Below are 17,621 nucleotides of genomic sequence, written 5' to 3'. Positions count from 1 at the left end.
CTGAAATAAAAGTGTAGGATGCGCCGACGCAAGGAGGGCGCATCGCTCGCGATCGATGCGCTTCACTTCGTTCAGCACATCCTACGGGCTTGCTAGATAAAGAGGCTCCAACCGCCCCAGCCGTCGGTGACAGACTGGTCATTGAATTTCCTAATAATAGGAGAGAAGACGGCAGCTGCGTAGATTGGGTTGCGCTTTTTGCAACCCAACATTGGGTGCATTGATGTGTTGGGTTAACGATAAAGCCGTTAACCCAACCTATCAGGCTACGAAGCCGTACGCCTCAACCGCCCTTAACCTTCTTCGCCATTTCTTCCCGACTCAAATGGCGCACCGCCTCGCCTTTGACCATATAGATCAGATGCTCGCAGATGTAGCAGGCGTGGTCGCCGATCCGTTCCATTGCGCGCACGGTCCACAGTACGTTCAGCGTGCGGGTGATGTTGCGCGGGTCTTCCATCATGTGCGTGATCAGCTGGCGGATGATGCTCGAGTATTCGCGGTCGACGTTGTCGTCCAGGCTGGTAATCGCCGGCACATCCTCAATGCTCATCCGCGCGAACGCGTCGAGCGCCCGGTGCAGCATGTCCTTGACCAGGTTCGCCATGTGCTGGATCTCGTAATACTGGTCGATCCGGCCGTCGCTGTCGGCCGATTGGATGGCCAGCTTCGCGATTCGCTCGGCCAGGTCGCCGACGATTTCCAGTTCGTTGATCACCTTGATCACGGTCAACAGCAAGCGCAGATCAAACGCGGCCGGCTGCCGGAGCGCCAGAATCTGCGTACATTCGCGATCGATTGTAACCTCCAGCGCATCGACCTGGTTGTCCTGCTTGATCACCAGCTCGGCCATTTCGATGTCGCCCGAAGAAAACGCTTGCATCGCCAGCTCCAACTGCTGCTCGACGAGTCCGCCCATGGTCAGCACCTTATTGCGGATGTCTTCGATTTCCTTGTTGAACTGCGCGGAAATATGCTGTCCGATCTTACTGTTTTCCATTGTCGGCTCCTTAACCGTAACGGCCGGTGATGTAATCTTCTGTCTGCTGTTTTTTCGGATTCGTGAACAGTTCGCTGGTCGGGCCCATCTCGATCAGTTCGCCCATGTACATAAAGGCGGTGAAATCGGATACCCGCGCCGCCTGCTGCATGTTGTGCGTCACAATTACGATCGTGTATTTTTCTTTCAGCTCGTTGATCAATTCCTCGATTTTCAGGGTCGAGATCGGGTCCAGCGCCGACGCCGGCTCGTCCAGCAACAGCACCTCGGGCTCGATCGCAATCGCGCGCGCGATCACCAGACGCTGCTGCTGACCGCCGGACATCCCGAGCGCATTGTCGTTCAAGCGGTCCTTCATTTCATCCCAGAGCGCCGCGCCCCGCAGCGCCTTTTCGACCGTTTCTTCGAGCGTTCTTTTATCGTTGATGCCCTGAATCCTGAGGCCGTAGGCGACGTTTTCGAAGATCGATTTCGGGAACGGATTCGGCTTCTGGAACACCATCCCGACGCGCCGGCGCAGCGCCGCGACATTGACCGACTTGTCGTAGATGTTCTCGCCGTCCAGCAGGATCCGGCCCTCGATCCGGGCGCTGTCGACCAGATCGTTCATCCGGTTGATGCAGCGGAGCAGCGTCGATTTGCCGCAGCCGCTCGGGCCGATGTAGGCGGTCACCTTCTGTTTCTGAATATCCATATTGATGCTGTGCAGGGCCTGTTTTTCTCCGTAAAACAGGCTCAAATTGTCGACCCGGATGCAGACTTCGGAAGTCTCGGTCTCGGCCTGGCCTTTGGTATCGCGCAGGATCGATTTCATGTCGATCGCATGGGTACGTGTTTGTTGTGCTGTTGTCATGTTGATTAACCTTCAAGAGCTCGATATTTTTCCCTCAGATGATTGCGGATCAGGATCGCGGACAGATTGAGCCCGATAATCACCAGGACCAGCAGCAGCGATGTCGCATAGACCAAGGGACGCGCCGCCTCGACATTCGGGCTCTGGAAGCCCACGTCGTAGATATGAAAGCCGAGGTGCATGAATTTTCTTTCCAGATGCAAAAACGGGAAATTGCCGTCCAAAGGCAGCGACGGCGCCAGCTTGACCACGCCGACCAGCATCAACGGCGCCACTTCGCCGGCCGCCCGCGCGACTGCCAAGATCAGGCCGGTCATCATCGCAGGACTTGCCATCGGCAATACCGTCCGCCAAAGCGTTTCAAACTTGGTCGCACCGAGCGCCAGGCTGCCCTCGCGGATCGATTTGGGAATGCGCGCCAGACCTTCTTCAGTCGACACGATCACAACCGGCAGCGTTAAAAGCGCCAATGTAATAGAGGCCCACATCAGGCCGGGAGTGCCGAATACCGGCGCGGGCGCCGCTTCCGGATAAAACAGGCGGTCGATCTTGCCGCCCAGGATGTAGACGAAGAAGCCGAGGCCGAACACGCCGTAAACGACTGAAGGCACCCCGGCCAGATTGTTCACCGCGATCCGGATCAGCCGGGTGGTGAAGCCCTGCTTGGCGTATTCGCGCAGATACACCGCCGCGATCACGCCGAACGGCGTTACGATGATCGACATGACAATGACCATCAGAATGGTGCCGTAAATCGCCGGAAAAATGCCGCCTTCGGTGTTCGCCTCGCGCGGATCGTCGGCCAGAAACTCGGCGAATTTGGTGAAGTAGTGGCCGATTTTACCGAATACATTCATTTCGTTCGGCTGATAAACCCGAACCACCTTGGCCAGCGCGATCTCGTGTTCGCTGCCGTCATCCGCGGCCGCAACGAAACTGTCCTTGCGGATGTCTCGGTACAGCGCCATCAATTCGGTTTGGAATTTTTTATATTCTCCGTCCAGAACCGCTCTCTCGGCCGCGATACGCTGTTGCGCATCCGCATCCCAACGCTTTTCCAGCTCCAGTTTGCGCCGTTCCAAACGCAGCCGTTCCAGTCCGTAGTTGACCGCGCCGATTTTCTTTTTTTCGAGATAGGAAATTTTATCGAAAATGTCCAGCGCCGCCTCCAGGCGCTCCTGCAGTACCGGCATCGCCTCCGGCCCTTCGGCGATCATCTTGCCGCTTTCCTTGACGGCGACCAGGCGGCCGTAGAAATTACCCCACTCCCGCCGTTCCACCGCGATCAATTCGGGAGGCGTGCTTTGCCGTTTGATGCGGCGTTCCTGGATCCAGCGGAAATCCGAACCGGATACATCGCGATTGCCGGTCTTGATTTGATACTGGACCAGCACGTCTTCGCCGTCGGCCATCGCAAAACCGGCCACTTTCGCCATCGCCGCCGGCGTGATGCTGGTATCGATCAGCTCGCCGATCACTTCATGCACTTGCCCGCCGTCTTCCTGGTAGCTGAACTGCACCAAGCCGCCCGGCCAGAAATTGCCGATTCCGCGTACGAGGATCAGTCCCAGTACGCCCACCACCATGATCAGACAGGCGCTAACCGCCGAAGCCGTAAACCACACCCACGGATTGCCGCTTTTAAACCAGGATTTGATCATAACGAACTGTATTTTTCACGTAGGCGCTGGCGGATGATTTCGGCCAGCGTGTTGAAGATGAAGGTAAACAGGAACAATACCAGCGCCGCCAGAAACAAGATCCGGTAATGCGTGCTGTCGACTTCGGCTTCCGGCATCTCGACCGCGATGTTGGCCGCCAGGGTTCTGAGTCCCTGAAATACGCTGAAGTCCATCACCGGCGTGTTGCCGGTCGCCATCAACACGATCATCGTCTCGCCGATCGCCCGGCCTAGCCCGATCATCACCGCCGAAAAAATGCCGGGGCTGGCAGTCAGCAGCACGACGCGGGTGACCGTCTGCCACGGGGTCGCGCCCAAAGCCAGGGAACCGACCGTCAGATGCTTCGGCACGCTGAACACCGCGTCTTCCGCAATCGAAAAAATGGTCGGCACCACCGCGAATCCCATCGCGATGCCGACGACCAGCGCGTTGCGCTGATCGTAGCCGATGTCCCACTCGCGACTGAACCAGTCGCGCAGCGAACCGCCGAACAGCGCCGATTCCAGAGGCACGCTGACCTGGAATGCGAGCCAGCCGGTAAACAGCATCACCGGGATCAATAACGCGCCCTCCCAGCCTTCGGGAATTTTATGCCGGATCGCTTTCGGGACGAACTGCCCGCCCAGCGCAAACAGCAGCACGCCGACCGGCAGCAGGATCAGTGTCGAGAAGATGCCGGCGAGATGCTTTTCGATGAAAGGCGCCAGCCATAAACCGGCCAGGAAGCCCAGAATCACCGACGGCAGCGCGCCCATCAGCTCGATGGTCGGCTTGACCAACTGGCGCATGGCCGGCGCCATGAAATAAGCGGTATAAACGGCGCCCAGCAAAGACAGCGGCATGGCGAACAGCATCGCGTAAAAGGCCGCCTTCAGCGTGCCGAAAACCAACGGCGTCATACTGTATTTCGGCTCGAAATCGTTCGCCGCCGAAGACGACTGCCAGATATAATCGGGCTTCTGGTAGCTTTCATACCAGACTTTCCCCCAGATCGACCCGAACGAAACTTCCGGGTGCTCGTTATGGACGGTCCAGAAATGGATTTGGCCGTCTTCGCCCTGCATCAGCAAGGCGTTCGCGCGAGGCGACAACGCTGCCGCAATCGGATGCGCACCAAGAGGTTCTTCCAGGAGGCGCCTTTCCGCCGTAGAATTGAAAAGGCCCATTTTTCCGCCGGCATCGAAGGTCATGAAGCCCTTGCGCCGCTGCTCGGAATCGATCGTAACGACGGGCTGACCGGCAACCTTGAAGACTCTGAGTTTTTTCAGTACCACATTGTTCAATTCGTCCTTGCCTTTGCTCCACTGCGCAACCTGTCCGGAAGAATCGCCGACCAGCAGCGACAGATCGCCGTTCAGTAAAGCCAGACTGGTAATCGCAAGCCCCGTTTCGACCACGTTCTGGCGCTGCCTGAGCGCCGGCGCATTTTTATCCGCAATATTGAAAAAACCGAGACTGCCGTCACTGCCGGCCAGAAACAGATTTTCTCCGTTCTTGTCGATCAATATTTGCGCGATATTTTCGGACGGCGTATCCACTACCGCATCGGTGCGCTGAACCGCCGACTCTTCGGCGAACAACGACTGCTCCTTTTCGAAACTGACCAAATGAATCTTGCCGCCGGTTTTCGCCACAATCACCGTCGCATCGTCTTCCCATTTGACGGCAACCTTGTCGAGCGGCACCCCTTGCTCGCCGATCATCAGCGGCGCCTCTCCGAGCGGATAATTGAGTTCCGGCGCTATCTTGCGCACATCCTTGTCATAGGTTACCTTGTAGTGGTTTCTGACCACGATAACGCCGCCGTTCGAAAGCCCGTAAGCGAACACGCCCGCATTCGCCGGACGGCCCGGTGCGAAACTGGTGACCGAGACGCCTTCGGGAAGCGCAATCGCCTGCGTCAGCACCGGTTTGCCGGTCGCCGCTTCGAAAAATACCACCCGGCCGCTGTCCGTGAAACGGGCCGCCAACTCGTTTTGCTCCTCGATTTCGAGAAATAGCGTTTTGCCGAGCGACGGCTCCGGCACCGCATAGCGGCTCACCGGCGAGGCCGAAGCGCCGACAAAGAGCGGATAAACCACATACAACAGGTAAAAGAAAATCAGAATGATCGCGGCCAGGATGCCGAGCCCTCCGACGATGACGCCATAACGGGCCAGGGCGTCCTTGATCAGGCGCCACCTTTGATAATAACCGGCGGCCGATTGCTGGATAGAGCCAGACGCGTTCCTCAAGCTGTAAGTTTCAGACATGCGTAGATGCTAGCTTTCAAAAGTGACAATGATATAACAATCTCGAAAAAAAAACGGCCAAGATATATCGAATCAATCTTGGCCGTTTACATGAGCAATGTCGTGAGATGGGTAAGTACCGGCAGTTTTTGCCGCTATTCACCGACTTTTTGCCCTTACCATGAACAGGAGGGGATGAGACTGCGGAAATCCATTATTTATCGAGCGCTTCCAGATACTTTTCGACTACCTTGACAGGCAGCGGAATATAGCCGTCCTTGATCACGACTTCCTGTCCTTCCTTCGACAGCACCATCCTCATGAATTCTTTTTCAAGAGGCGGCAGCGGCTGGTTAGGCTTTTTGTTCACGTAGATGAACAAATAGCGGGTCAAAGGATAAGTACCTTTGAGCGCATTTTCGGGTGTCGCTTCGATATAATCGGTGCTGCCTTTTTTCGCCAGCGGCACCATTCTGACGCCGGAAGTCGAATAGCCCATACCGGAATAACCGATACCGTTGGTCGAGGAAGTGACCGACTGCACGACCGAAGCCGAACCCGGCTGCTCGTTCACGTTACTCTTGAAATCGCCCTTGCAGAGCGCGTGTTCCTTGAAATAACCGTAGGTGCCGGAAACCGAGTTGCGTCCGTACAACTGAATGCTTTTCGCACCCCACGCAGGCACGCCGGCATCGCCCCAGGTTTCGATTTCTTTATTGGCGCCGCATTTCAGCGTCGTGGAGAAGATCGCATCGACTTGATCCATCGACAGGCCTTTGATCGGATTGTCTTTATTTACCAACACAGCCAACGCGTCGACGGCTACCGGAACCGCGGTCGGCTTATAGCCGTATTTGTCTTCGAAAGCCTCGATTTCATCGTCTTTCATTTCCCGGCTCATCGGCCCCAAGTTCGAAGTGCCTTCGGTCAACGCCGGCGGCGCGGTCGAAGAACCCGCGGCCTGAATCTGAATGTTCACGTTGGGGTAAAAACGGTTGAAGGTCTCGGCCCACAGAGTCATCAGGTTGGCCAAGGTATCGGAACCGACGCTGGACAAGTTGCCCGAAATCCCGCTGGCGGTCTGATAGGCGGGCAAAGCCGGGTCGACCGCCAGTTTGGCGGCCGCCTGGCTGCCGAATGGGGCGAACGACGCCGCGCCCAAAGCCAAGGCCAAGGCCAGCGATGTTTTCTTAAAGAACAATTTCATATTGACTCTCAATAATATGGATAGGTAGACGGGTTCGTTTTCTGGTGCATAGGTTAGACATCGAATGTGACAGAATTATGACAGCCGTAAGGTTTTCCGCGCAAACTCATGCGACAGGGCCTAGTTTAACCGACACCATGCACGGCGAGCCGTGCAAGGTGAAATACTTCTTTCGACTCCTCTCCCAGCCATCCCAAAGCCGGTGGATTCGCGCCCTCCAGTCAGAGTAGAATAGCGTTTTGGTAAGTTTTTTTAAGATCGAATCGTCCCATCCGGGCGCCGTTCCGCCGCCCATTTATTTTTTAATATGCCAAGCCATCACCGAGGAGCTTGCCCCGAATGTCCGGTTTTTTTTCCAAGCAACGTATCATCGCCTCCCGAGGCTATAACCGCTGGATGGTGCCGCCCGCCGCGCTGTCCGTGCATCTGTGCATCGGCCAGGCCTACGCCTTTAGCGTTTTCAACGACCCTTTGACCAAGGTGATCGGCATCACCGAGCCTGCACCGGACGACTGGAAACTGACGACGCTCGGCTGGACTTTCAGTCTGGCGATCGTATTTTTGGGCTTGTCCGCCGCATTCGGCGGCAAATGGCTGGAAAAGGTCGGCCCCCGGTTGACGATGCTGGTCGCTGCCTGCTGCTTCGGCGGCGGGTTCTGGATCTCGGCGCTCGGCATCCACCTGCATCAGATCTGGCTGATTTATGTCGGCTACGGCATCATCGGCGGCATCGGGCTGGGCCTCGGCTACGTCTCGCCGGTATCGACGCTGATCAAATGGTTTCCGGACCGGCGCGGCATGGCGACCGGCATGGCGATCATGGGGTTCGGCGGCGGCGCAATGATTGGCGCACCGCTTGCGGTGCTGCTGATGGACCATTTCAAATCCGCGACCTCGGTGGGGGTCCTTGAAACTTTCCTGGTGATGGGCAGCCTATACTTCGTTTCGATGCTGATCGGCGCGCTGACGATACGGATTCCGCCGAACGGCTGGAAACCCGAAGGCTGGACACCCCCGATCATCGAAAACAAGATGATCACGAAAAGTCATGTGCATATCGATCGGGCCTTGCTGACGCCGCAGTTTTATCTGCTCTGGCTGGTGTTGTGCCTGAACGTGACCGCCGGGATCGGAGTACTGGGCCAGGCATCAGTGATGATCCAAGAAATGTTCAAAGGCGCGGTAACGCCGGCGGCCGCGGCCGGTTTCGTCGGCCTGCTCAGCCTGTTCAACATGGGCGGCCGTTTTTTCTGGTCTTCGGCGTCCGACTTCCTGGGCCGCAAAAACACCTACATCATTTTTTTTGCGCTCGGCGCGGTGCTGTACGCCTCCGTTCCGACGATGGGCCGGCTCGGCAACATCGGCCTGTTTATCTTACTGTACGCGGTCATCATGAGCATGTACGGCGGCGGTTTTGCGACGATTCCGGCGTATCTGGCCGATATTTTCGGCACCCGTTATGTCGGCGGCATCCACGGGCGCCTATTGACCGCCTGGTCGACCGCCGGCGTAGCCGGGCCGGTACTCGTCAATTACATCCGCGAGTTCCAGATCGAGCAGGGCGTCGCGAAGGCGGAGGCGTATAACGTGACGATGTACATCATGGCCGGCATTTTGGCGGCCGGCTTCCTCTGCAATATGCTGATCCGGCCGGTTCATGAAAAACACCACATGCGCCATGACGAGTTCGATGAACTCGACGGTGTTTTTCCGCATCAGGCCGCGTCCGATGCCCATTAAAGCCATTCGATTTTACCTGTTCGATTTTAAGGAAGCGACCCGATGAAACCCGACGACCGTCCAAAATCCACTCCCCTGGCGCTGGTGATACTGTTCTGGCTGTATGTCGCCACCCCGCTGACCTGGGGCATCTGGTCGACGTTGAAGAAAGCGATGGCGCTGTTCAATTGACCTTGGGAGAGGCGGCTCATCCGGCCTCTCCCGTTTATTGCGGCCAAAAGCGGTACGCGCAGCGTACCCTACTCCTTTACGGCAGCGGCGCGGGATGCGTAAAGACCGAATCGTTGTCCTTGACCTGAGCATGGCAGGCCATGCATTCCTGCACGAATGACGCGTCCTGTCCGTACGGCTTCTGTTCCATGCCGAGCCAGCGCGCAAATCCCCAGCCGCCGGTTTTCGCGTATTTCGCCGAATCCTTGATCATGAATTCGGCGTGCACGAATTCGCCGGGCACGGTCGCCGCCGGCCAGTTGGGATGAGTCTGGTTCTTCCAGGCGATCTTGCCGAGAATGCTGCCTTCGGGCCAGGGATGAGTATTGCCGGTCCGGGCGGCATCGACCGCCGTGTCATTGCCGACAATGACCCGCAACGACTCCTTATCCTGGCGCTCTGATACGCCGATCACGCGCCAGTTTTTGTAATACGCCGGCAGTTCGATCCCGTTCGGCGCCGGCGCCGGTTTTTCGGCAGCCCAGGCTGCGCCGGCGGCAAACCAGGCGCCAAGGGTTAAGGCAATGGTCAATTTCATCGGTTTCTCCTCGGATAAGTGGGCAATGAGAGGTAAGCCGAGGCGCCGGAAACGGATGTTCAGGCACAGGCGGCGCCATCTCTCATTGACCGGATTATACCGGATTGCCTTCCAGGGAATGAACCCGGGAAAAACGGAAATCGATGAATTAAAGGAAAAAGCGGTTTTCAGGGCGAAAAATTTTTATTGAGCCGCTTTCTGTCCCTCTTCGGACACTTTGCCCCAGACTCTAAGAATCTCTGCGACGCTCCATGCCTGAGCGATGCAACCGCGCGGCGAAAACGGGCTTTCGGCATCGAAAACTTCGCTGATCGAACCGATGCAGGCTTCATGCAGATGCTTTTCCAACAGCTCATTCAGAAAGTCGCGCACTTCTTTACGCTGGTCAGGATAAATGCGCAACCAGGTATCTACGTACGGACCGATCAGCCAGGGCCAAACTGTACCCTGGTGATAAGCGGCATCGCGGGTGCGTAAATCGCCGTGATAGGTCGCTTTATAGTCAGGATGATCCCGCGATAAAGTGCGGAGCCCCACAGGCGTTAGCAGTTTATCTTTGACGACTTGAAAAACCGGCTGCCAGTATTTAGGATCCAGCACCGGATTGGAAAGCGAGAAGGCGAATAACTGATTGGGGCGGCAAGCGGGATCGTCTTGACCGTCTTCACCGTCGACGATGTCGTACAAGTGCCCTGTTTCGGGATTCCAAAAGCGTTGATTGAAACTTCGCCGGGCAAGATCCGCCAGTTGCGAAATCTGACTCAGCGGCGCGTGGATATTCTCTTCCTGCAGCCATTTTTCCAGCAGGCGCAGTGCGTTGTACCACAGCGCATTGATCTCGACCGCTTTGCCGCGGCGGGGGGTTACGATCCAATCGGGCAATTTGGCATCCATCCAGGTCAAAGCGTAGCGGGAATCTCCCTGAATCAGCAGGCCGTCTTTCGGGTCGCAATGGATGCCGAAGCGTGTGCCTTTGATATGATGTTCGACAATGTCCAGCAGCTTATGCAGCAGGTCTCTGAGCAAGCCCCGGTCTCCGGTAATCGAGACATAGCGTTCCACCGCATGAAAATACCACAGTGTCGCATCGGCGGTGTAATACACCCCTTCATCTTCCCCCTCGGGAAACAGGTTAGGAATCAGCCCGTCGCGCAGGTGATAGGCGAACGTGCGCAAAATGAGCCCTGCCTCGATCTGCCTGCCGGTCACCAGCGTCAGTCCTTCCAGGCTAATCATCGTGTCGCGTCCCCAGTCGGTGAACCAATGATAACCGGCAATGATGGTGCGCACATCTCCGCCGGTGGCACGCATCCGCGCGGTTTCGCTGACCCGATCGGCCGGCGCGACCACAAACTGATCCGAGGCCAGCAACAATTGTTTGATCAAGCCTTTATCGAACCCCGGACGCGCGGTTCTCAGCAAGGTCGTACGCCGTTCCAGTTCGGCCTGCAGCGCCTGGGCGGGAGACAGCGCCAACATGCTTTCCCAGTTCTCGGTAGAAGCGATCAGCGTCACCGTCTTGCCGGGACCAAGATCGGCCCGGAAATAGCCGGGACTCCACAGGTTGCCGTGGGCCTCATAGCCTCTTTGTTCTTCGATCCGATAAAGAATGTCGCTGAAGCGTTTGGGCTCAATCGTGAACGCCGGACTGCCGTCTTCAATATAAAGACATAAGGGCGGAATGGAGGCGCCGTGAACTTCAATATGCCCGGCGGAGGCTTTAAGGTCATAGAACTCCAGGGGAGGCCCTTCGTTCAAGGACGTGTCATGGCGGCGAAAATGCACGGCGATGCGCAGCTTAAGCCGTACCGGTCCCGGCCCTGAAACCAGGCGGTAACCGATATGCACGGTATTGCTCATATGCGGCATTAAAATCCATTTTTCGATCACATGATCCTTCAGTTCGTATCGCCATACCGGCATCCCGGCATCCAGGCGGAATTCGCGCAGCGTGGACATGCCATAAAGATCCAGGGCTCCGCTCGTCAATTCGATGCCGCCGATTTTCTGCGTGGTACCGTCAGGCAACCGCACCAGTTCACTCAATTGATTAAGCATCACGTAGCGGCCGTGAGGATCCGGAATCGCCGCCGTCAACAGACTGTGGTAACGGCGCGTAGGAACTCCGGAAATCGTTCCGGATGCATAACTGCCCAGGCCGTTGGTGACAATCCATTCATGCGTCAGCAGGGCTTCCTGTTCGGCAGGCACCCCGGTCCAGTTCGTTCGAATAACAACATCGCTGATCATGATTTGGTATCCTTTGGTGGTTGAGAGACTGGATGCAGCACAACGGCGGACTCGCCCTGCAGATACCAATTGTCTTCTGCGGGCCAGGGCGGCATGCCCAAACCGCCGTACCGGGGATCCTCGCTGGACCACATGGCATCCCAAACGCACCCCGGCGGCGGGGCCAGCAGCGGTTCCGGGGCAGGAACGAGATGAAGGTCCCGGCTCAGATTGACTAACAGCAGGCGGTCGTCCCCCGGCTTGCCCCCGAAAAAACGGATTACCCAAGCATCCAGACTCAGTACCGCCCCATCGATACGCTGGCTTTGCTGGCAGACCTGAAATACCGGATCCTCCCGGCGCAGGCGCAGCAGATCGCTGTGCAAGGCATATTCTTCCTTATGCTGATAGCGGTCATTCAGGTTCAACTTGGAATGGGTAAACGTAACCGGGTCGCGGGGATCGGGCAGCCGCGCCTGCATTTCGGGCGTCGCCAGGGAACGGAACTGGGCCAGAAATTCGGAGCGTCCGCGCGCCACCAAATAGGCAATGTCTTCTTTATGGTCGGCAAAATAGAAGAAAGGGCTGGTAGCGGCGAATTCCTGGCCCTGAAATAACATCGGCGTCTGCGGCGCCAGTAAAAACAGGGCGGTCAAAGCCCGGTAACGGTTGGGACTGGTCAACAGGTGAATCCGTTTGCCGCTGCCGGAATTGGCCAATTGATCGTGATTCTGGATGAAGTTCACGAATTTGACCGGCGGCATGTCCAGTACAGGCGTGCCGCGGTTTTTATGCTGCCAGGAGTACCATTGGCCCTGATATAAAAAGCCTCGTTTCAAGGTGGAAACGAATTCCTGCGCCAGTCCTCGGTAATCGCTGTAGTAGGCGTCGGCACGCCCGGTCATCGCGACCATTGCGGCATGGTGGAAATCGTCGTTCCATAAGGCATCGATGCCGAAACCGCCCTGCTCGGGAGTTAAGAACAGCTTGGCGTCCTGCGGTTCGTTTTCGCCGATTACGAAAGTTTTGCGCGGCGCCCCTGCGCTACGCACCGTTTTCACAATCGCGGCAATAATATTGACCGGGGAACTGTCAAAAATCTGCTGGGTGGCGTCGAGACGCAGGCCGTCGAGGTGAAACTCCTTGATCCAGTAGGCCGCATTGGCGAGCACATACTCGCGCACCGGGGCGGAGTTGGACCCGTCGAAATTCAGCGCATCGCCCCAGTCGCACTGATAACGCGCAGAAAAATAATCGTTCGAAAACTTTCCCAGATAATTGCCGTCCGGCCCCAAATGATTGAATACCACGTCCAGAATCACGCCGAGCCCGACCGCATGCGCCTCGTTCACGAAAAACCGGAATTCGTCCGGTGTACCGTAAAGCCGCGTCGGCGCAAACAAATTGACGCCATCATACCCCCAGCCGAATCGCCCCGGAAAATCGGCCACCGGCATGATCTCCAACACGGTTACGCCCAATCGGGCCAGTTCGGGCAGCTCTTTCGCGGCGGCAACCCAGGTGCCTTCATGCGTGAATGTGCCGATATGCATCTCGTAAATCACCTGGCTGTGCGCTTCGACGCCCGGCCAGGCGGCGTCCGTCCATTCGAACGTCAACGCATCGATCACCTGCGAAGGTCCGTGCGGGCCCTGCGGCTGAAAACGTGAAGCAGGATCCGGATACGGCTGCGGATCGTCATCCAGCAGGTAACGGTACAGGCCCCCTACGCACGGCTCTTGGACAATAACCGAAAAATAGCCGTTTTCCTCCTTTTGCAATTCAACTTCGACCGGCCATTGAGAAGAATCGATCTCTTCTCCCCGCGGATTCATCACCAGTTTTACCGATTTTCTTTCAGGCGCCCATACCCGAAAATGGGTGCCTTTTTCCGATATTCTCTCTGCACTGACCGGAAAGCGCCGGCTATCGATCGATCTGTTATTTGTCTTTTTGTTCATATTGATTGATCCAACCGAGCCGTTAAACATCAATCAAGGCTAATTTCGAGTTTTTCGGAATGACGTTTCGATTTGCGGCATGCGGAAACCGAAGCGCTCTTCCCGGGCAGACGGGTGAGATTCCGGAACTCATAAAGCGCGCCTTGCGCTAACCCGACCCTCAAGATCGATCCGGGGAAATTAATGTAGGCTAAGGGATAATTTGACTGCCTGGACGCACCGATCGGCGCCGCCGATTTTCCCTTGTTAAGAAAAACAAAAAGCGGCTGATACCGGCCGGTCTTGTTCTTCTGCCGTTCCCTGGCTTTTCGGGCCGGCCATCCGGCCGGCCTCATGACTGAAAAAACGAAAGGGCATGTCTGCAAGTCCACAAACCGGCCTCAGGGTCCGCCCTCTCTTGCAACGCCTTAAGGATTAAGGCGATAGAAACGGTTCAGATCGCCGCGTTGCTGCTGCCATTGCGCTGCGCTCACAGGCCAATGATCCTCATCGAATCCGGGGGCATTTTTCAAGGCGTCCTTATCCATATTCAGCATGAAATAATCCTTATCGGTAGACCAGCGTACGGCATTCCACGGAATCGCGAACAGTTTGTCGCCCATTCCCATAATACCGCCGTAGGAAACGACGACATAGGCGAGACGTCCGCTTGTAGGATCGAGCACAAGATCCTTGATGTCGCCCAAGTCCTCTCCTTTGGTATTTTTCACATCGGTGCCGATAATCTTGCTGGCTCGGCTGACTTCCTGCATTTCTTCATTGGCCGCTTCCTGTAACTCTCTTTGTTTTTCCCTGACATCTTGCCGTTCTTCTCTCACTTCTTCTCTTTTCTCTTTAACGCTTCCGGCATAAGAATTGCCTACGAGCGCAACACCGAAAACAGCTACCGTTACAATAGGAATCAATGATTTCATGTCTTTACTCCCTTGATTAGGTGTTAGTTATCTCGACTTAAATTTCGAGAGGGACTGAATACGTAATAACGTTTCATAAATCCGAAATTAATTGAAATATTCAATAGTGTCTGTTCGGTAATAAACATACTCGCGTATCGGCAGGCTCTTTCGTTTCTCCCCGGTTTCTTCGAACCCGCTGCTCTACCGCCTGACTTAGCTGCACTTCATGCTCTGCGGATAAAACAATATTTCCCTTGGTTCGCTGGCGTACAGATCTCCATGTCTTTATCGAATATTGTTAAATTAATTATTGGGGGGCAAATTCATACCTTATCTTATTAAAGAAAAGCCATAATAAAATCCCGCCCCGCTTAACGGTTCATTGGGAATCGGCATAGACGATGGGTTCATAAAGAGGGCTCTCCTTTTTTATTTGCCTTTGCCGTCCAGCGAGTCAACTCTGATGATACGACGCCTTATTTAAATAGCTGCAGATGCACAGAACCGATGAGCCGAAGCCGAATGCCAACTTCATCGCGCATCCCGACCACATAGCCGACAGATGCCCGGCGCTTTCACAGGAGAAGGGAATGTGATTTATCGGAATATCGTGGTTGTAGGCGCTTCTGCAGGAGGTATTCCTGTTTTGCAGCATCTCATCGCCGGGCTGCCCCCCATGTTTTCCGCCTCAATTTTTGTCACCCTTCATGTAGCGGCGCATTCTCCGAACCTGCTGCCGGGCATTCTTGCGCGCACCGCAGCGCTCCCTGTGAATCTCGCCGTCGACCGGGAACCGGTGATCCCGGGACATGTCTATGTGGCTCCGGCAGATCGCCATCTGCTGCTGGAGGACGATCATCTCCGAGTCACGCACGCACCGAAGGAAAACCGGGTACGGCCTGCGATCGATGTATTGTTCCGCTCGGCGGCATATACATTCGGGACGCGCGTGATCGGGATCGTGCTCAGCGGGATGCTCGATGACGGCACTGCCGGTGCGTGGGCGATTAAGGATCGCGGCGGCATGGTAATTGTCCAGTCGCCTCGGGAAGCGCAATTCGCTTCGATGCCGGAAAGCGTGATCCGGCACGTGTCTGCCGATTACATCCTTCCGGTTGCCGAGATGCCCGACCTATTAATGAAGCTGACGAACGAACCGCTCACTCCGGCCAGAAGCGCAGGCCCTGCCGAGACCCTGCGGATTGAAACCCGCATCGCATTAGGAGGAAATGCTTTGCAGGAGGGTATTATGCAGTTAGGTAAAATATCGCCCAATACCTGCCCCGAGTGCCAAGGGGTACTGATTAAAATGCAGGAGGGTCTGATCACGCGCTATCGCTGCCATACGGGCCATGCTTATACGTTGCGCACCTTGCTGGCGGCGATCAACGAGGAGGTTGAAATGACGCTGTGGTCTTCGCTGCGGGCCGCCGATGAGCGCATTCTGCTGCTGCAGGAGATGGAAAGGGAGGCACGTTCGAGTAACGATAAAGCAACCGAGCAACACTGCGCGGAACTGATCTGGAATACGAAGGCACACTTTGATCATATTCGAGACGTGGTGCTCGATTATGGAATGTTCGGTCAGGACTTCTATGCCAAACGCTCCGAATCTTAACGTTCCTCTGCTTCCGGTCCGTCTTGGGTTTTTCGCGCCGGCGGTTGAATCAGATCGCTTAAACTTTGTCCTTCTAAAACAGCCATCGCCGCCACTTCGATGCGATTCGCCAAAGCTCCCACGGCCTCTTCGTTTTCCGGACGGAAAGCCGCCTGCTCCTGCCCGTCCAAGGCACGCAGCCGAATATAGACTTCTTTCAAGCTGATTGTTTCGAGGTCCCGTGAGGGAAGATAGGCGTTCGGTTCGGACTGGATCGCAATCACAAACCCGGCTTTGTTGAGGCACTGTAAAACCTGGCGGACCGATTCCCAGGGCTGGTCGATTTCATCCGCCAATGCGTGCAATGTCCATGGAGGACCGCCTTCACGGTACGCCTTGCCGATCAAGTACAGGACCAGAAAGCCGAAATATTCCTGCTGGCGGTGGCTCAGGTACGGTCTTTTGTTTTTATGCAGAAGATAGCGCGGATATTGGTATAAGAATGAGACGACGCCGCCTAACAGCACGATCAGCCAACTGACATAAAGCCAGATCATCGACAGCAGAATGATCGCAAAGCTCGAATAGATCGCATTGTAGCTCGTCGATTTTTCGACAAAGATGCCGAATAGCCAGCCGCCTATTTTCCAGGTCAGCCCTGCCGCGATACCGCCGACCAAAGCGGAACCGAAGTTGACCCGGGTATTCGGCATGAAGATGTACAGAAAGGTCAGCGCCGCAATGATCAGTAGATAAGGCAAAATCAACCCGGCGAGATAATATGCGGTGCCGAAAGGCTCCAGCGCAATCATTTTCTGCACCAGGGCATTATTGCCCATCGACGCCATCATGCCCAGCGCGGAAACGGTCAGGACTGGTCCGACCAGCAGCACGCTCATATAGTCGCTGCTGCGGTGAATCCAATTTCTTGACGCCTCGACTCGCCAGATGCGGTTGAAGCATTCCTCAATGATGCTCAGCAGCGAAACGACCGTGTACAGCAAGAATACCAAACCCGCCGTCCCCAGTACGCCGATACTGATGTTTTCGACATAGCCGATGACTTGGTCGGCAAGCTCTGCGCCTTTTTCGCCGAAGGGCTCAAGTACCCCCAACAACAGCGGCATCAACTGATTATGCACACCGAACGCCTTAAGAACCGAGAAACTGACCGCCAGCAACGGCGCTAGCGACAATAGCGTCGTGTAAACCAGTCCCATTGCGCGGTATTTTAAATCGGGGTCGGATGCTTCGCGGAACAGGATCAGCAGGCCGCGCAGTAACGTGATCCGTTTAGAGCGCACGGGCCCGTTTTCCTGCCAAATAGCGGTCGTCAAATAGTGTTTGATCGCGTTAAGGTTCGGCATCAGCAAATTTTCCTTATCGGCAATCCGAAAAAGCAGCACATCGAGCAGAAGTGCAGCGGCCTCCTGCCGCGATAAAAGTCAATCTCGCGCTGTTGCGGGTTTTATGACTT

General features: G+C 55.9%; 13 protein-coding genes. 3 read left to right on the top strand and 10 right to left on the bottom strand.

The features are described from left to right. Positions 1 to 283: 283 nt before the first annotated feature. The 5 genes from phoU to JJL52_RS00725 all read right to left on the bottom strand — a co-directional run bounded on the left by phoU (position 284) and on the right by JJL52_RS00725 (position 6,973). Positions 284 to 1,000, bottom strand: a complete 717-nt coding sequence (phoU, locus tag JJL52_RS00745) for a phosphate signaling complex protein PhoU (RefSeq protein ID WP_202050472.1) — start codon at positions 998 to 1,000, stop codon at positions 284 to 286. Positions 1,001 to 1,010: 10 nt separating this feature from the next. Continuing rightward, positions 1,011 to 1,853, bottom strand: coding sequence for a phosphate ABC transporter ATP-binding protein PstB (gene pstB, locus JJL52_RS00740; protein WP_436231502.1), 843 nt, complete (start codon positions 1,851 to 1,853; stop codon positions 1,011 to 1,013). A gap of 5 nt (positions 1,854 to 1,858) precedes the next feature. Then, complete coding sequence (gene pstA / locus JJL52_RS00735) at positions 1,859 to 3,514, bottom strand: phosphate ABC transporter permease PstA (protein WP_202050471.1); 1,656 nt, start codon at positions 3,512 to 3,514, stop codon at positions 1,859 to 1,861. Next, positions 3,511 to 5,787, bottom strand: a complete 2,277-nt coding sequence (locus JJL52_RS00730) for an ABC transporter permease subunit (RefSeq protein WP_202050470.1) — start codon at positions 5,785 to 5,787, stop codon at positions 3,511 to 3,513. The genes pstA and JJL52_RS00730 overlap by 4 nt, the downstream gene beginning before the upstream one ends. A gap of 193 nt (positions 5,788 to 5,980) precedes the next feature. Continuing rightward, positions 5,981 to 6,973, bottom strand: coding sequence for a PstS family phosphate ABC transporter substrate-binding protein (locus JJL52_RS00725; RefSeq protein WP_236993958.1), 993 nt, complete (start codon positions 6,971 to 6,973; stop codon positions 5,981 to 5,983). Between the two features lie 339 nt (positions 6,974 to 7,312). Between JJL52_RS00725 and JJL52_RS00720 the strand changes: the two genes are divergently transcribed. Both JJL52_RS00720 and JJL52_RS21495 read left to right on the top strand, forming a co-directional pair. Then, complete coding sequence (locus tag JJL52_RS00720; RefSeq protein WP_202050469.1) at positions 7,313 to 8,713, top strand: L-lactate MFS transporter; 1,401 nt, start codon at positions 7,313 to 7,315, stop codon at positions 8,711 to 8,713. Positions 8,714 to 8,755: 42 nt separating this feature from the next. Further along, the gene (locus JJL52_RS21495; RefSeq protein WP_272901696.1) at positions 8,756 to 8,884 is read left to right on the top strand and encodes an MFS transporter small subunit; all 129 of its coding nucleotides are present in this window, start codon (positions 8,756 to 8,758) and stop codon (positions 8,882 to 8,884) included. Between the two features lie 76 nt (positions 8,885 to 8,960). On the opposite strand, the gene JJL52_RS00715 is transcribed toward JJL52_RS21495, so the two are convergent. The 4 genes from JJL52_RS00715 to JJL52_RS00700 form a co-directional block, all read right to left on the bottom strand. Continuing rightward, positions 8,961 to 9,461 (bottom strand): cytochrome P460 family protein, encoded by a 501-nt coding sequence (locus JJL52_RS00715; RefSeq protein WP_202050468.1) that lies wholly within the window; start codon positions 9,459 to 9,461, stop codon positions 8,961 to 8,963. Positions 9,462 to 9,644: 183 nt separating this feature from the next. Then, the gene (locus JJL52_RS00710; protein ID WP_202050467.1) at positions 9,645 to 11,711 is read right to left on the bottom strand and encodes an amylo-alpha-1,6-glucosidase; all 2,067 of its coding nucleotides are present in this window, start codon (positions 11,709 to 11,711) and stop codon (positions 9,645 to 9,647) included. Continuing rightward, on the bottom strand, positions 11,708 to 13,651 hold the full coding sequence (treZ, locus tag JJL52_RS00705) for a malto-oligosyltrehalose trehalohydrolase (RefSeq protein ID WP_202050466.1): 1,944 nt from the start codon (positions 13,649 to 13,651) through the stop codon (positions 11,708 to 11,710). The genes JJL52_RS00710 and treZ overlap by 4 nt, the downstream gene beginning before the upstream one ends. 407 nt (positions 13,652 to 14,058) lie before the next feature. Continuing rightward, entirely contained in the window at positions 14,059 to 14,565 is a 507-nt protein-coding gene (locus JJL52_RS00700) for a PRC-barrel domain-containing protein (RefSeq protein WP_202050465.1), read from the bottom strand. Between the two features lie 544 nt (positions 14,566 to 15,109). Here JJL52_RS00700 and JJL52_RS00695 point away from each other — a divergent pair. After that, positions 15,110 to 16,165: a chemotaxis protein CheB gene (locus JJL52_RS00695; RefSeq protein WP_202050464.1), complete on the top strand. Its 1,056-nt coding sequence runs from the start codon at positions 15,110 to 15,112 to the stop codon at positions 16,163 to 16,165. On the opposite strand, the gene JJL52_RS00690 is transcribed toward JJL52_RS00695, so the two are convergent. Continuing rightward, positions 16,162 to 17,511, bottom strand: coding sequence for a YhjD/YihY/BrkB family envelope integrity protein (locus JJL52_RS00690; RefSeq protein WP_202050463.1), 1,350 nt, complete (start codon positions 17,509 to 17,511; stop codon positions 16,162 to 16,164). The genes JJL52_RS00695 and JJL52_RS00690 overlap by 4 nt on opposite strands. Between the last annotated feature and the right edge of the window lie 110 nt (positions 17,512 to 17,621).

The sequence above is a fragment of the Candidatus Methylomicrobium oryzae genome, assembly GCF_016745425.1.
Taxonomy (GTDB): domain Bacteria; phylum Pseudomonadota; class Gammaproteobacteria; order Methylococcales; family Methylomonadaceae; genus Methylomicrobium; species Methylomicrobium oryzae.
The sequence above is the reverse complement of the archived record's forward strand: the minus strand, read 5'-3'. Positions and strand labels throughout refer to the sequence as shown.

Coding starts and splice junctions, on each gene's coding strand:
- pstA (WP_202050471.1), bottom strand. CDS start 3,514: ATGATCAAATCCTGGTTTAAAAGCGGCAATCCGTGGGTGTGGTTTACG.
- JJL52_RS21495 (WP_272901696.1), top strand. CDS start 8,756: ATGAAACCCGACGACCGTCCAAAATCCACTCCCCTGGCGCTGGTGATA.
- JJL52_RS00690 (WP_202050463.1), bottom strand. CDS start 17,511: ATGCCGAACCTTAACGCGATCAAACACTATTTGACGACCGCTATTTGG.
- JJL52_RS00725 (WP_236993958.1), bottom strand. CDS start 6,973: ATGAAATTGTTCTTTAAGAAAACATCGCTGGCCTTGGCCTTGGCTTTG.
- treZ (WP_202050466.1), bottom strand. CDS start 13,651: ATGAACAAAAAGACAAATAACAGATCGATCGATAGCCGGCGCTTTCCG.
- pstB (WP_436231502.1), bottom strand. CDS start 1,853: ATGACAACAGCACAACAAACACGTACCCATGCGATCGACATGAAATCG.
- JJL52_RS00715 (WP_202050468.1), bottom strand. CDS start 9,461: ATGAAATTGACCATTGCCTTAACCCTTGGCGCCTGGTTTGCCGCCGGC.
- JJL52_RS00720 (WP_202050469.1), top strand. CDS start 7,313: ATGTCCGGTTTTTTTTCCAAGCAACGTATCATCGCCTCCCGAGGCTAT.
- JJL52_RS00730 (WP_202050470.1), bottom strand. CDS start 5,787: ATGTCTGAAACTTACAGCTTGAGGAACGCGTCTGGCTCTATCCAGCAA.
- phoU (WP_202050472.1), bottom strand. CDS start 1,000: ATGGAAAACAGTAAGATCGGACAGCATATTTCCGCGCAGTTCAACAAG.
- JJL52_RS00710 (WP_202050467.1), bottom strand. CDS start 11,711: ATGATCAGCGATGTTGTTATTCGAACGAACTGGACCGGGGTGCCTGCC.
- JJL52_RS00700 (WP_202050465.1), bottom strand. CDS start 14,565: ATGAAATCATTGATTCCTATTGTAACGGTAGCTGTTTTCGGTGTTGCG.
- JJL52_RS00695 (WP_202050464.1), top strand. CDS start 15,110: ATGCCCGGCGCTTTCACAGGAGAAGGGAATGTGATTTATCGGAATATC.